General features: G+C 68.5%; 9 protein-coding genes and 1 pseudogene. 2 read left to right on the top strand and 8 right to left on the bottom strand.

Annotated features, from left to right (window positions below; all coding sequences use genetic code 11):
- Window positions 1-44: 44 nt before the first annotated feature.
- Window positions 45-1,301 carry a flavin-containing monooxygenase gene (locus tag J4H86_RS09905; protein WP_236543218.1) on the bottom strand — a complete coding sequence of 419 codons (1,257 nt, stop codon included), beginning with the start codon at window positions 1,299-1,301 and terminating at the stop codon, window positions 45-47.
- Between the two features lie 334 nt (window positions 1,302-1,635).
- Entirely contained in the window at window positions 1,636-2,985 is a 1,350-nt protein-coding gene (locus J4H86_RS09910) for an MFS transporter (RefSeq protein ID WP_236543219.1), read from the bottom strand.
- Window positions 2,986-3,272: 287 nt separating this feature from the next.
- Between J4H86_RS09910 and J4H86_RS09915 the strand changes: the two genes are divergently transcribed.
- Window positions 3,273-4,181, top strand: a complete 909-nt coding sequence (locus tag J4H86_RS09915; RefSeq protein WP_236543220.1) for a LysR substrate-binding domain-containing protein — start codon at window positions 3,273-3,275, stop codon at window positions 4,179-4,181.
- A gap of 42 nt (window positions 4,182-4,223) precedes the next feature.
- On the opposite strand, the gene J4H86_RS09920 is transcribed toward J4H86_RS09915, so the two are convergent.
- The 5 genes from J4H86_RS09920 to J4H86_RS27425 all read right to left on the bottom strand — a co-directional run bounded on the left by J4H86_RS09920 (window position 4,224) and on the right by J4H86_RS27425 (window position 12,286).
- A complete protein-coding gene (locus J4H86_RS09920) occupies window positions 4,224-5,255 on the bottom strand; it encodes an ECF transporter S component (RefSeq protein ID WP_236543221.1) in 1,032 nt (343 codons plus the stop codon).
- Window positions 5,256-5,513: 258 nt separating this feature from the next.
- Window positions 5,514-8,342, bottom strand: a complete 2,829-nt coding sequence (locus tag J4H86_RS09925) for a tetratricopeptide repeat protein (RefSeq protein WP_236543222.1) — start codon at window positions 8,340-8,342, stop codon at window positions 5,514-5,516.
- Window positions 8,339-10,144 (bottom strand): HSP90 family protein, encoded by a 1,806-nt coding sequence (locus tag J4H86_RS09930; RefSeq protein WP_236543223.1) that lies wholly within the window; start codon window positions 10,142-10,144, stop codon window positions 8,339-8,341. The genes J4H86_RS09925 and J4H86_RS09930 overlap by 4 nt, the downstream gene beginning before the upstream one ends.
- A 360-nt stretch (window positions 10,145-10,504) precedes the next feature.
- On the bottom strand, window positions 10,505-11,239 hold the full coding sequence (locus J4H86_RS09935; RefSeq protein WP_394356470.1) for a SanA/YdcF family protein: 735 nt from the start codon (window positions 11,237-11,239) through the stop codon (window positions 10,505-10,507).
- A gap of 756 nt (window positions 11,240-11,995) precedes the next feature.
- Entirely contained in the window at window positions 11,996-12,286 is a 291-nt protein-coding gene (locus J4H86_RS27425) for a hypothetical protein (protein ID WP_330932548.1), read from the bottom strand.
- Here J4H86_RS27425 and J4H86_RS27430 point away from each other — a divergent pair.
- Window positions 12,242-12,418 (top strand): annotated as a pseudogene (locus tag J4H86_RS27430) (cyclic nucleotide-binding domain-containing protein); the annotation flags it as partial. The gene J4H86_RS27425 and the pseudogene J4H86_RS27430 overlap by 45 nt on opposite strands.
- A gap of 96 nt (window positions 12,419-12,514) precedes the next feature.
- Here the strand turns inward: J4H86_RS27430 and J4H86_RS09945 are convergent.
- Window positions 12,515-14,050, bottom strand: a complete 1,536-nt coding sequence (locus J4H86_RS09945) for a serine/threonine-protein kinase (protein WP_236543224.1) — start codon at window positions 14,048-14,050, stop codon at window positions 12,515-12,517.
- Between the last annotated feature and the right edge of the window lie 128 nt (window positions 14,051-14,178).

A 14,178-nucleotide genomic window follows, 5' to 3' on the forward strand; every position in this document is an offset into this window, starting at 1 on the left:
CGGCGTTGCCTGAGCGCTCCGGGTGACCTCGGCGCTCGGAGTCCCTAGACGCTCCGCCCGTGATACCCCATGTATCCGCGCTGGATCGAGATCTGGTCGGTCACGTACTTGGCGTCGTGCCACGCTCCCCAGATGAAGCTCGAGCCACGACGGGACTGCCAGGGCAGGCCCATGAAGTAGACCCCGGGCTCGGTGGACACACCACGCTGGTGTCGCGGCTTGCCGTCCTCGTCGAGCGCGTCGACCCGGAGCCAGTCGTAGTCGACGGTGAAGCCGGTCGCCCAGACGATCGAGGTGATCCCGGCCTTGGCGAGGTCGAGCTCCAACACGGGGGTGGTCACGCACTCGGGATCGGGGGCGAGGCGGCGCGCCTCCGGCTCCTCTGGGAGGTCGAGTCCGTTGCGCTCGACGTAGGCGTCGGCCTCGTCGAGGAGGGAAAGGTAGTTCGCGTCCCCACGCTCGATGTTGTCCCGGAGGTCGGGCGCGAAGCGCAGCACCCCTCCGTCGTAGGAATCGGTACGGCCGACGAGGGTGATTCCGTTGTGGGCCAGCGTGCGGAAGTCCACGGTGTGGCCGCCGTGCGCGCCGCTGACGGCGATGGTGACGTGTTCGGCGCCCTGTGGCGGGGTGGTCGCCTCCCACTTGCCGAGGACCCCGAGCCACCAGACGAAGTCGCGGTCCCGGTAGCTCCGCGGCGGCCGGTCGTGCGGGCCGACGGAGAGATGCACGTCGCGGCCGGAGGCGCGGAGTTCGTCGGCGATCTGAACTCCGGAGGAACCGGAGCCGACCACAAGTACACCGCCGTCGGGAAGCTGCTCGGGGTTGCGGTAACCGCTGGAGTGGATCTGGACCAGGTCCGGGGTCTCGGGAACGATCGGTGGGATGACCGGGTGCTGGAACGGGCCGGTGGCGGCGACCACGTAGCGGGCCTGGATGACACCCTCGGAGGTCTCCACCCGGAAGCCCAGCCCTCCGGTGTTCTTCCGAACGGATTTCACCTCGACGCCACAGCGAATTGGCGCCCCGATTTTCTCCGCGTAGGCCACGAAATAGTCGGCGACTTCTTCTTTGGTAGGGAACTCGTCCGGGGTGCGCCCGGTGAATTCGAGACCGGGGAAACGGTCGTGCCACGCCGGACCGTTGGCGACAAGGGAGTCCCATCGCTCCGAGCGCCACCGTTCGGCGATGCGGTGCCGCTCCAGGACGACGTGCGGCACCTCGCGCTCACTCAGGTGCTCGCTCATCGCGATCCCGGCCTGCCCCGCTCCGACGACGACGACCTCGATCTCTTCTTCCGCCATTCGTTCCTCCAACCCCGTGGTCCTACGTCGCGACTCGCAGATGTGCGCGTGCACACCGGAGACACGGTGCGCCACAGTCAATCTTGGACCAGTCAAACGCACCGGAGGCACGTGTGGCCAATACACATTTCTGGAGTCAGCTATCGATTACACCGATGGACTTCAATGTTGTCATCGCCAGAACACATGGACCGTGCCGGATCGGCGCCCCGACGCGGCCTCCCGCCTCTCGCCCGCCGCCCCCACGTACGCCCAGCCGGAGCGTGCGGAGGGAGGCCCAGGCGACGCCGAGGGGCGCGGCCTGGGCCTCCGGTCGGTCAGAGACCCGCGGCGTCTAGGCGCTCTTGCCCTCGACGACGACGCTCTTGCTCTGGTGGGCACGGTCGCTGTCGTGCAGCAGATCCGAGCCCTTGGTCTCGGCCATCGTCCGCAGCGTCACCGCGCCGATGGTTCCGATCACGATCATCGCGAAGCCCGGGACCATGGAGCTGCCGGTCAGGGCGATGAGCCAGGTGAGCACATAGGGCAGAGTCCCGGCGAAGAACGCTCCGGCCACGCTGTAGGCCATCGACAGTCCGCTCTGGCGGGTGCGCGTCGGGAACAGCTCGGCCACCGCGGAGGCGTGGGTGCCCAGGATGAGGGCCAGGATCACGGCCAGCCCGAAGGTGGCGGCGAACGCCGACAGAGACGTGTTCATCTGCATCAACAGGAACAGCGGAATCGCGCAGACGATCATCAGTCCGGCGGCGGTGTACAGCACCGGCTTGCGCCCGTAGCGGTCAGACATCATGCCCGACAGCGGGATCACACCCATCGCGATGACGGAGGCCGCCGCGGAGAGCAGGGCCGCCCGGTCCGCGGGGATGCCGACGATCTCCTCCTGGTAGGTGATCAGGTACACGAGGACGATGTAGAACGTGGAGTTCATGAAGGTCTCGATACCGACGGTCTGCAGGAACTGCTTCCAGTTCGAGCGGAAGACCTCGACCACCGGCTGGCTGGGGACGTTGTTCATCTCCTCCAGCGCGCGGTACTCGGGGGTGTCCTCGATGCGCAGCCGGATGTAGAGACCGACCGCCGCCAGCGGAACCGTCAGCAGGAAGGGAAGCCGCCACGCCCAGTCGAGCACGACGTCCGCCGGGAAGATCGAGTGCAGCGCCCAGACGACGATCGAGGCGAACAGGAACCCGCCGACCGAACCGAACTCGATCCAGGAGCAGCCGAAGCCGCGGCGCTTCGGCGGCGAGAACTCCGCCAGGAAGGACGCGGCGGACCCGAACTCACCCCCCGCGGCCAGACCCTGGATGATGCGGGCGACCACGAGCAGGATCGGCGCCAGAACACCGACGGACTCGTAGGAGGGCAGCAGACCCAGCATGAGCGTTCCCGCCGCCATCGCGATGATGACGATGGACAACGTCGTCTTGCGCCCGAACCGGTCCCCCAGGTGGCCGAACAGCACCGAACCGATCGGGCGAACGAAGAACGCGATGGCGAAGACCGCGAACACCGACAGGAGGCCCGTGACGCCTTCCTGCTCGGGGAAGAAGACCGCGGCCATGGTCGTGGCCAGGTAGGCGTAGACCGCCCAGTCGAACCAGTGCACGAAGACGCCAACCGCGCCCGCGAACACGCTTCGCCGTAGATCTTCCTTCTTCACTTCTGTCGGTGCGCTGCTCGTCATTCGCTCTCCTCGATTCTCGTTCGCACACCCCGGGACGACTCAGCAAGCCACGGAAGACCTCTGACGCACCATGAAGGTCCCGCGTTGGACCAGGAGGATGTGTCGGTGTCCCAAGGGTGCCGAGCGAGCACGGCACGGTGCTCGGCACGGTCGTCGCGCCGATGCACTTCACGCAGGTGAGGCCTGTGCTCTGCCTCATAATGATCAAGGCACGGCATATGATCTGTACAACACATAGATGCGAAGCCCCCCTTCGGAAATTCCGATAGCGCGGAGAGGCCGGACCGATGGCGGATGTCAGCCTGCGACAACTGGAGTACCTGATGGCCGTGGCACGGCTCGGGTCGGTGACGGCGGCGTCACGCGAGCTCTTCGTGTCACAGTCCGTGGTGTCCACGGCGCTGGCCGACCTCGAGGCGGCGCTCGGGATCACCCTCTTCGTCCGCTCCCAGAAGGGTATGCGGCTCACGGCGTCGGGGCAGCGCGCCGTCACCGCGGCCGACAACGTGCTGGTCAGCCTCGACCAACTCCGGGAGTCAGCCCATCAGGAACGGGAGGAGGTCGAGGGGCCGCTCACCGTGGGGTGCTACGCGACGATCGCGCCCATCCTGCTACCGAACGTGATCGCGGAGTTCTCCCGTCGGTACCCGCGAGTGCAACTCTCCATCGTCGAGGCGGCACATGAGAAGCTGCTCGAGGACCTGCTGGACACCCGGATCGATCTCGCGATCACCTACCACTACGAGATCCCCTCACTGCGCGCGACCAGCGGAGTGACCGCGCGGCTACTAAGGTCCGATCCTCCGTACGTGCTCACACCAGTGGACGGGGAGCTGGGACAACGCGAGGAGTTGACCCTGGCCGACCTGGTCTCGGAACCGTTGATCCTCTTCGATCTGCCGCCCGCCGGCGAGTACTTCCTCGGCCTGTTCGCGCAGTCCGGTCTCACGCCGAACGTGCGGTTCCGCACCGCGAGCTTCGAGATGGTGCGCGCCCTGGTCGCACGTGGCCTGGGCAGCGCTCTGCTCACCCAGCGCACCGTGCTCGAGCGGAGCTACGAGGACCTGCCGTATCTGACGCGGGATCTCGACATCCAACCCGAGGGACTCGGCGTGGAGATCATCCACCTGACCGACCGGATCCCGGTACGTCGGATGCAGGCCTTCATCGACGTCTGCCAGGAGCTCGTGGTCTGACCGTCCGCGGGCCAGCAACATACGACCCCTGGCCGCCGCGTCCTAGACGCGGTCCAGGACGGTGGACAACGGCGGGAACCGCCAGTAGGAGAGCATGTGCTCGAGCATCTGGCGTTGGACGACCTGTTCCTCCTCGGCCGTGGCGGGACGGATCCGCTCGGCGAGTTCCGCGAGGTCGATGTCCACCGTTTCCAGGTCCGCCGCGTCGTCGGTGGCATATCTGAGGTCGAGCTCGTACATCGCGCCGTCGATCTCGACGAAGGCGTTCGTCGGGTCGGCCGCCCGATCGGTCGTCCGCACCAGGAGATCTCCCTCTTCGGTGCAGTCGCAGGAAAGGTAGTACTCGCGGCGGTCGTCGGGATGGCTGGAGAGTCGGACCTCCCACCCGGTGTCCGGGACACGGTAGGTGACCCGCACCCCACCGCCCTGACCGGCGTGATCGCGTGGAGCGGGGCCGCCGACCCGGTTGAGGATGTTCACCTGCTCGATCTCCCAGTCCTCGTCGTAGACGCCCAGAGTGAGCGCGTCGATGTCGGCGGCCGTGGCGCGCTCCAGTTCGCGGAGCTCCACGAACGCCTGCCCTAACGCGATCGCGAGGACGAGGCCGAAGCTCCCGACCACAGCGAGAGGTGCCCGCCATAGCAGTCGTGTTCCGGTCAACCTCCACCACAGCACCAGGAAGGTGAGGGTCGCCGTGCCCACGACGAAGGCGAGGGTGTCGAACGAGCCGACCTGGGGGTGCCACAGCGAGCTGACCGGCAGGAACAGTACGACGCACCCGAGGACGAGGACCGCCGCGACCACGAGTGGACGGGGTTCCCCGAGGGCGCGCAGCAGCCGGGAGTACAGCCAGATCGCGAGGCAGGTCAAGCCCCACGCCGGCAACGTGAAGACACCGACGTGCGGAAACGAGATGGACTGGGTGGAATCTCCCAACTGCTCGAGCCCGTGTGCGAGGTTGTTGAGACCGATGGCCACCCACGCGACCACGACGGCGAGCGTGGCGCCCACGACCGCTCGACCGGCGGGAGATCCGACACGCGCGGGCGTCTCCTCTGGGGTGTGGGTGACCAATCCTGCTCCAACGTGGGCGTCGACGGCGGCGCGGCGGCTCCCGGCGCGCACGCTGGTGGAGAGCGTCACACGTCCCCTGACCAGGCTCTCCACAGTCTCTCAGTCGACTCTTCCCCATCAGGGATCGCCCCCGCCCGGTCGCGGGTCACGCCCGCGAGCGCGCCGGCGTACGGACGGAACCGCCGGCGGTCCAGGTGTTCCGCCGGGATCCGGTGGTGTCTGTCCCGAAGCTCGCTCTCAGTTGCGCGCCCTGTTCCGCTACCCCGCACCAAGCCCATCGCCACTAGCCTGGACCTCCTGGACTTCTTGGACCTCCTGGACGCGATCCGGGGTTCCTCGCGCGAGTGTCCTCAGCCGGGCGATCTCCTCCAAGCGGGGGTCGTCCTCAGCGCACGCGGTCCGGGCGGCGTCGAGAGCCGGGAGCGCGAGGTCGGGCCGTTCCTCGTTGAGGAGAACCTGGGCCCGCAGGATGTCCATGTCGATCGCCGCCGACAGTTCCCCCGCGTCTCGGCAGGCGGCCGAGGCACGTGCCGCGTCGCGGGCCGCTTCGGGACGTTCCGCCGCCACAGTGATTCGGGCGCGTGTCTCCGCCAACTGCGCCTCGCACGTGGCGCGGATCGCGACCGGTTCCACCGGCACGGCCGCCACCGCCTCCTCCGCGACGGGCAGACAGGCGAGCGCGGCCTCGGTGTCGCCCGACCAGAACAGGGCCTGCGCCTGTTGACACCGGCAGGACGCCGCCGCGACTTGGTTGCCGAGGACGGCGAAGACCTCCGCCGCCTGTTGGAAGCGTTCCGCGGCCTCGGCGTCTCGGTCCAGCCCGTAGAGCACCATGGCCATGTCCTTGAGAGCCACGGCGACCGGATGCGTTTCCCCGCTCCCATACTCCTGTGCCTTGGAGACCAGGTAGGCATAGTGCTCGATCGCGGTGGTGTGCTCGCCGAGGTTGCGGTAACTGTCGGCGAGGATCAGCCAGCAGGCGTCGGCCCAGGCCGGGTTGGCCAACGTCCCCTCCGCCCGCTTGTCGAGCACCCGGTTCGCGATCCGGTTGGCGGCGTGGCGGGCCTCGTCATATCGGCTAGTGACGTGGCAGGCGGTGGCGAGGTAGTACCAGTGGTCGGTGCTGTCCAGATTGAGGGAGCTCAGCACGGTCACCGCGTCGGTCAGGTCGGCGACGGCCTCAGCTCCACGGTTCCCCTCCTCCACGAGGGCGCGACCGCGCTCGTAGCGGAGGTGGGCGCGTACCGCCTCGGGAGTGTTCGAGGGCAGGTGGTCCAACTGCTCCCGCACCAACGCGACGAACTCGGGAAGACGGCCGGCACGTTCGTGCGCGGACTCCAACCGCGTGAACGCGCTCATCGTCGCGGCGTAGGACCCGGCCGCGAGCAGGAAGTCCTTGGCGGTGGTCGCGAGGCTGATCACCCCCTCGGGCGCGGAACGTTCGTGCTCCCGCCAGAACGCCTCCAGGTCGGCGATGATGCCCACACTGAGGGGGTCGCCGCTGGCGGCGGCGTACTGGGCGGCGCGACGCAGCGCTGGGTAGGCTCCGTCCTCGCGCAGGATGACGAGCACCTGCGCCATGCGTAGCTCGCCCCAGGCGATCGCCCACGGGTCGCCGGCCTCGTGGAGTTCTCGGAGGGCGGATCTGGCCTCGGCGAGGGCGTCCTCGGCCCGCTGGTTGTGGGCGAGCCAGCGGGCGAGCCAGGTCCGGCAGAGGAGATGTCGACGATGGTCGTCGTTGCGCCGGTGTTCCTCAGCCGCCCGGCGCAGCCCGTCTCCGGTGTCGGCGTCCCACGCCAGTACGGCGTGGAGTTCGGTGATCCGACCCACCAGGTGTTCTGGGGGCTCGGCTGGAAGGGCGTCCAGGTAGTCCCGGGTCTCGGTGTCCTCTTGGGCCCGTTGGTGCCATTCGGCTCGCTCGAGCAGGTCCTCTGGGGACATGCCCCGTGGGGCGGGCGTCCGGCGCGGTGCTCGGCTGGTCGGCGTGAGCGGCAGGAAGTCGACGACCGGTTCCGCGGCGAGGAGGGACCGGATCCGGTCGCCCTGGGCGGTGGTTCCGTTGCGCTCGTCGAACCGTGCGGCGAGGTCGAGGGCCAGCTCTGTCATCTCCTGGCGCATGGTCGCGACCGGAGTGGTGGGGTCTTCGTGCACGCTCCAGGCGACCAGCTCCTCGCCGCGTCCAGCGTCGTCCAGCCTGCGCATGAGCAGCGCGATGGCCGCCGCCATCTCCATCGTGCCGTTGGGGCGGTTGAGGTCGCGCAGCCGGTGGGCCGAACGCCGCACCTCGATGAGCCCCTGGTCCTCGTTGCCGGTCATCGCGCAGAACTCGATGTGCATCGCCATGTACTCGATGCGGTACGGCCGCTCGCTGAGCTCCCACGCGGAGCGGCGTCGCGCGAGTGCCACGTCGCTGGTCGCGCCCGCCTTGGTCAGGGGAAGGAGCATGAGGCACTGGATGGGGGTAGGTGGCTCGTCGAACTCGACGTCGCCCACGAGCGCGGGGCGGGCGATCTCCCGCGCCCGGGCGAGGGACGTCTCGTCCCCCCGCCGAACCAGGCGTTCGACGTCCACTTCGAAGTCCCACACCGATCGCGGCCTGGGGCCGCCCGACTCCCACCACAGGCGATGGTTTCGCTCCTCTTCCTCCCAGTCGCAGGTGACCTGCGCGACCCAGCGCCTCATGTCGTAGACCGGATGGAGGTTGTGGCCGCCGGCCTTGAAACGCCGCTCGACGTCGCTCATCGCCTGGTCGAGCTGCGCCATGGTGATGTCGGGGAACTCGACCATGGTGTGCACGATGTGCGTGTACCAGAGGCGCAGCGCGCGGTCGTCCTCCGGTTCGAACAGTTCGGGCCGTTGGTCGTGGTCACTGAGGCACCGGGAGAACAGCGGAAACGCCATGTGCCACTGTCCGGCCACGCTGTAGGCGTCCGCGAGCCGGCGACGCGCCTCGAAGGCGAGCCGTGCGAACCCCCCGGCGTCAGCGTGGCGAACGACGTCCTCCATCGCCGCCTGCTGCGCCTCGCCGAAACGCATGGCCGAGGCCTCACTCAGCCGCTCCCGCAGTTCCGCTTCGCCGCGACTCATGGCTTTCCTCCCGGGGGCATCGCCCAGTCCAACAGGCCGAGGAAGGACTGGTTGAGTAGTGCGCTGTCCTGCGAACGCAACGGATGGTGCCCGTGCAGCAGTGCCTGGCCGTACAGCGCTTGGACGGCGAGGCCCACGAGGTCCGCGCTGGGCAGGTCGATCATCCGACGCAGCACGGGACTGTTCAGGTTGAGCACGAGCTGCGGTCGACGAGGCTCCGGGCTGGTGTCCGCGGACCCCACCGAGGACAGAACCGCGGACCACAGGTCGTCGGCCGACTCTCGTGCCGCGCGCATCTCCTCGGCCTGGATGGCCTGCCTACTCACCAGGTACAGCGCCGGAAGGGACGAGGGGTCGAACGCACGGGGCAGCGGGTCACATCCCAGTGGTTCCAGCACGCGAGTCGCCGCGCTCAGCAACGGTCCCAGCCGACGCTCCTCCTCCGCGTCGGGTGCCGCGAAGCGGGTGGTGAGCTCGCTCGGTTCGAGGGGGCGCACCTCGAGCGCGCGGTCGAGGGCCGACAGGCGTCGCATGATGTCGATGTCGTAGGCGTAGCCCCCATTCACCACGCCGATCCCCTGCGCGTGCGCGACGGCGGCCAGTTCTCGGAACCCGTCGGCGGTGGTCGTGTAGCGGATGACCGGGTGGGTGCGCCGGAATTCCGCGAGTGTCACGGGGCCCTCGTTCGTCTCCATCGGCCACCAACGCTCGACGATCCGCAGCATCTCGGTGTCGTGGAGCGCTAGGGCCTTCACTCCGAGGTGGTGGACGGTCAGGAACCGACGCAGTCGCCGGGGATCGGTGCTGGCCAGGCGTACGAGCCAGTCGCGGATCTGACTTCCCAGGGCCTCGCGGGTCCGTGCCAGCAGGTCGTCGTCGTAGACCTCCTCACGGCTGGCGGTCGGCCGCAGCTCGCTCGTGTCCACCACGCAGCGGACGAAGAACGCCCAGTCCGGGAGTAGCTTCTCCACCCCGTCGGCGACCAGCATCCGGCGCAGATACACCCGGTGCCCCGCTCGCTGCGCCGGGTTGGCGGAGGTGGGGAGAACGAAGGCGAGACCGGAGAGTCCGGCCTCGGGGACGTGGAGATGGATGACGTCGAAGGGCTCGAAGCCGAAGAGCCGCTCCGCGTAGGAGGACAGCGCCGCCCCGCGCCTCTCGGGCGTCGAGTGGCGGGTCCGCCAGGGCAGTTCACCGGCGCTCACCACCTGGCCCGCCACCGTGACCGGGATCGGTAGCAAACCGCCGTACCAGGTGGCCAGCCGCGTCACCGTGTCGCCGGCCAGCCAGTCCCGCATTCCCGGACGCGGGACGAGCGTGACGGTGGTGCCCGGCTCGGATCGTTGTTCCTCCGCCCGCTCTACTCTGTAGCGCCCGTCCGCGAAGCCGGTCCAGGCGACCGTCGGGCCACCGTGGGCGGAGCGGGTGCGCACCCGGATCTCGTCGGCCACGAGGAAGCAGGACAGCAGTCCGATCCCGAACTGCCCCAGGAACTCCTGGCGCGCGAACCCGAGTTCGTCGCGCTTGGAGCTGCGACCGATTGTGGCCAGCAGCTCGTGCACCTCCGTCTCGGTCAGACCGATGCCGTTGTCGTGGACGCGCAGCGTTCCGTCCCCGGTGCTCTCCCACGGCTCGACGGACACCGACGGGGCCGTGTCCGGGTCGAGCGGCGCCCGTGCGCCGCACGCGTCGACGGCGTTTTGCAGCAGCTCCCGTACGTACACCCGTGGACTCGTGTAGAGGTGGCGGCTGAGCAGGTCAACGACCCCGCGCAGGTCCACCTGAAACGCGCGTTCGGTCACCGTGCCCCCTTTGTCGATCACTCGAGACGGCCAGGAGTATAGGAAACAAGGGGGATCCACCCGAACACACTTACGCTCGTTCGCGGCCGGCTGGTGGGCGGCGAGCGGAAACGCGTGGTATTGGGGGCGCCGCCGCCCGCGACCGGCGATTCGTGGGTCACCCCCGGGCCCCACGACTGGCCCGGGCGCCGACCGCTCCGCCGGTGTCGCGGGTCCATCGACGACTCCAGGCGCCCCAGGTCCCCGCCCAGTGCCGTGGCCACGTCGGTCTCGGGACGCTCGGACCAGTGCGGGGACGCGTGGTACGTCGCCGGCCAGGTCTTCCTGGCGAGTACCGCGACGAACACGTGAGGGGCGCGACTACTCGTCCGCCTCGCGCGCGGCGGCGAGCGCGTCGTCGACGGCCGTCTCGTAGTCGCCGAGGAACGTTGGCTCGGGGTGGAGGACCATGGTCGCCAACGCGGACACCGCGGCGGGGACCTCGCGCACCCATCCTTGGATGGTGCCCCCGGTCCGCTCGCTGATGGCGGAGTCGGCGACGCCGACCGTGTCGATGCCGGCGCTCTGGCACAGGCGCACGGCACGCGGCAGGTGGAAGTCCTGGGTCACGACCGTCGCCGCGTCAACCCCGAACACCTCACGGGCCCGAGCACAGGAGTCCCAGGTCGAGAAACCGGCGTAGTCGGCCGCGATGTGCTCGGCCGGAACCCCCTCATCCTCGAGAAAGTCGCGCATGGTGTCGGTCTCGTTGTAGTGGTCGACGCTGTTGTCACCGCTGACGAGCAACACCTCCACGCTGCCGGCGAAGTACAGCTCCGCCGCCAGCTCCAACCGACGGGCCAACACCCGCGACGGCTCCCCGTCATCCCGCACCCCCGCCCCGAGGACCAGACCGACCGGGCGCTCGGGCACCTCGTCGGCGGTGTCGTAGCGGTCGTCCGCGGTTCCCGAGACGATCCACACGAACGGAACGAAACCAGCCACCACCGCTACGACGCACAGGACCGCCATTAGCCGCCAGCGGGAGAACTGCCGGCGCCGCTTTTGGTTGGGCCCGGTGGTCCGGGTGGAGGGAACTTCCTCGGAGGTCGTCACATCCTGTAGGACGAGCGAACCGGTAGACGGGTTCCGGTCCCACATCAGCGGTCGTCGAGGGAGGTGAGCGTCCCGCAGCCTCGTCCCAGCGTGGCGGGCGTGGCCACGGGTCGACCGGACGTTCGGCGCTCGGGAGACGTCGGGGTGACGCCCACTCCCTGGCCTCCACACCCGAACCGGACGCCGTCGGCGACACCGACACACCCCACGGTCAGGGCGGGGGTTCCTGCCGCCGCTTTTCGGTCTTTTCGGGATGCCATAAGAAGGACCGGATACCACTAACGAAGAACAGAGGGACACAAACGACGCAATCCTGGCGATGTTGAATTAGTGCGGACGAGTGGTGACGTGTTTTCTGGGGGCTTGGTGCCACCTGATGCTCTTTGGGTCATTGTGCCGACTCGCCCCATCCGCCCATCCGAGTTTCGGCTGGTGTGGGGAACGAATATACCGGGTACGGTTGCCCGAATATCCATTTCCACACCACTCGAAAGCAATTCCCGTTTCTACTGCAAAAACGCTCGTTGCTGCGGTCTCGTGTTGCGCGTAAGGAAATGGCGGCTAATGGGTGATGGTGTCGATGTCGTCCCCGCGCCGCCTCCACACTGATTCCAAATGGTGGTGCTTCCTGTGACCGAGACGGCCGAGTCGAGCCCTGTCCCGCAGCACGAACAACGACCGATGAGCCTTGGGACGTCGGCGGCGCGCAACCTGGCGACGACGACGAAGTCCGCCCCACAGATGCAGGGGGTGACGTCACGGTGGCTGCTGCGGCTGCTGCCCTGGGTGCAGGCACGAGGCGGCGTCTACCGGGTGAACCGCCGACTCGTCTACACGATCGGTGATGGTCGGGTCTCGTGTGTCAGCACGGGGGCCGAGGTGAGCGTGGTGCCCGCGGAGCTGCGCGAACTCCCGGCACTGCGGGAGTTCGGCGACGACTCGGTGTTGGAGGCGCTGGCTGGGCGGTTCGAGCAGCGTGAGTACGAGCCGGGCGACGTCATCGTGGAGGCGGGGCAGCCCAAGGACGCGGTCTACGTTCTCGCGCACGGCAAGGTGAACCGCGTCGCGCGGGGCGAGTACGGGAACAACGTCGTCCTGGACGTGCTGGTGGGGGGCAACTACTTCGGCGACGACCTCCTCACCGGAGCCCAGGACACCTGGGATTTCACCGCGAAGGCCAGCACCCGATGCACGGTGCTCGCCCTGTCACAACGCGCCGTGGGCGAACTGACCGAACAGTCCGACGCTCTGCGCGGGCACGGTTCGGATCGGGTGTCAATCGGTGCGGGTGAGTACGAGTGTGGACTGGGGCTCGGACTTCTGGGGGCCGGGCTCTTCGCCGGCGTCTTCGAGGCCTTCGCGGTAGAAGTGGATCGTCATCGTGTCGCCCTCGAAGGTCAGCTCCACCTCGTCGCTGGGGGTCCAGAGCGAGGCGCTTTCCCGGTCCACACAGCGATAGGCGTGGACGTTGGCCACTCCCTGCCCCGTGAACGCGACGTTCGCGTCATAGCCGTCCTCGTTGTCGTTGACGCCGAGCAGTCTGATCTCCGTCGAACAGGAATCGTCATCGGGCACCCGTAGTGCGGCGGCCCGCTCCCCGGTCTCGACCTCCGCCGTGAAGAGGTTGCCCGAGTCGGCGACACCTTGCCAGGTCCCGGCCTCCTCTTCGGAGAATCGGTGACCGTCGCTTCCCGCCGCCCCGTTTCCGCTGTCCCCCGCTTCGCCACCGACCTCTGTGCCATCCCCCGAGGTGCCCCCCGCGCCCAGCGCGTGCCCCAGCAGAACGCCCGCTCCGAGAAGACCGACGGCGGCCACCGCGCCGACCGGGAGGAGCCACCGGGGTGGTCGCCGCGGCGGGGTCGGACCGGCGTGCGACGGACGTGGGTTCGTGTTCGGGGTCGACCATGGCACCGTGGCCGTCGCGGCGGACGCACCGTCAATCACGGCGCTGTGAGCCTCCTGGACCGCCTGGTCGAGACTGGAGGCGTCAGTGGGGCGTTCCTGTCGACCAAGGAGGGCCATGAGCAGGTCCACCGCCCCCGGGCGGGCGGCGGGGTCCTTCGAGAGCGCGGCCGCGGTCAGCGGACGCAACGGTTCGGGAATCGCGCTCAGGTCAGGTTCGGCGTTGAGTACGTTGTGCAGCACGTTCGGGACCGTGCTTCCGTCGAACGGCGAGGCCCCGGTCGCGGCGAAAACCAGAACCGCACCCCAGGCGAACACGTCAGAGGCGAAAGTGGCGCTCCCGTCCGTGATCTGCTCCGGTGCCATGAACGACGGAGCCCCGACAGTGGAATTCGTCAACGTGCCCGTGCCTTCGGTGATCTGGGCGATGCCGAAGTCGATCACTCGTGCTCCCCCCTCGCCGAGAAGCACGTTTCCGGGCTTGAAGTCGCGGTGCACGATCCCGGCCTCATGGATGGCGACCAAGGCGGTGGCCGTCGCGACCGCGAGACGGATGAGGTCGCCGCCCACAATGACGCCGCCCTGACGAACACGCTGATGCAGTGACAGACCCTCGACGTATTCGCTGACGATGTAAGGAGTGTCGGCCTCGAAATCGGCCGCCAGCACCGCCGCGGTGCAAAAGGAGGCGACCTGGCGAGCGGCTTCGGCCTCGCGGACGAACCTCTGGCGGACACCGCTCTCACCTAGCGCTTCGTGGCTCAGGCACTTGATGGCGACGCGGGCCCCGTCCTGGTCGCGCTCGGCGAGATAGACGGTGCCTTGACCCCCCGCTCCAAGGCGGCCGAGCAGGTTGAAACCGGCGATGTTGGGGGGATCACGGTCCAACAGGGGTGTCGGATCAGGCATATGGTGCTCCCGAGGGGTGAGGCCCCACCGGCGGGGATCGACGTGGCAGGGAGTCCTCGACTGTCTGGGATGGGTGAACCCGTCTTCGGTCGGAATCGGACGGAAACGACGCGCTCCTCGCCGAGTGA

The sequence above is a fragment of the Spiractinospora alimapuensis genome (assembly GCF_018437505.1).
Classification (GTDB): Bacteria; Actinomycetota; Actinomycetes; order Streptosporangiales; family Streptosporangiaceae; genus Spiractinospora; species Spiractinospora alimapuensis.

Coding starts and splice junctions, on each gene's coding strand:
- J4H86_RS09905 (WP_236543218.1), bottom strand. CDS start 1,301: ATGGCGGAAGAAGAGATCGAGGTCGTCGTCGTCGGAGCGGGGCAGGCC.
- J4H86_RS09910 (WP_236543219.1), bottom strand. CDS start 2,985: ATGACGAGCAGCGCACCGACAGAAGTGAAGAAGGAAGATCTACGGCGA.
- J4H86_RS09915 (WP_236543220.1), top strand. CDS start 3,273: ATGGCGGATGTCAGCCTGCGACAACTGGAGTACCTGATGGCCGTGGCA.
- J4H86_RS09925 (WP_236543222.1), bottom strand. CDS start 8,342: ATGAGTCGCGGCGAAGCGGAACTGCGGGAGCGGCTGAGTGAGGCCTCG.
- J4H86_RS09945 (WP_236543224.1), bottom strand. CDS start 14,050: ATGCCTGATCCGACACCCCTGTTGGACCGTGATCCCCCCAACATCGCC.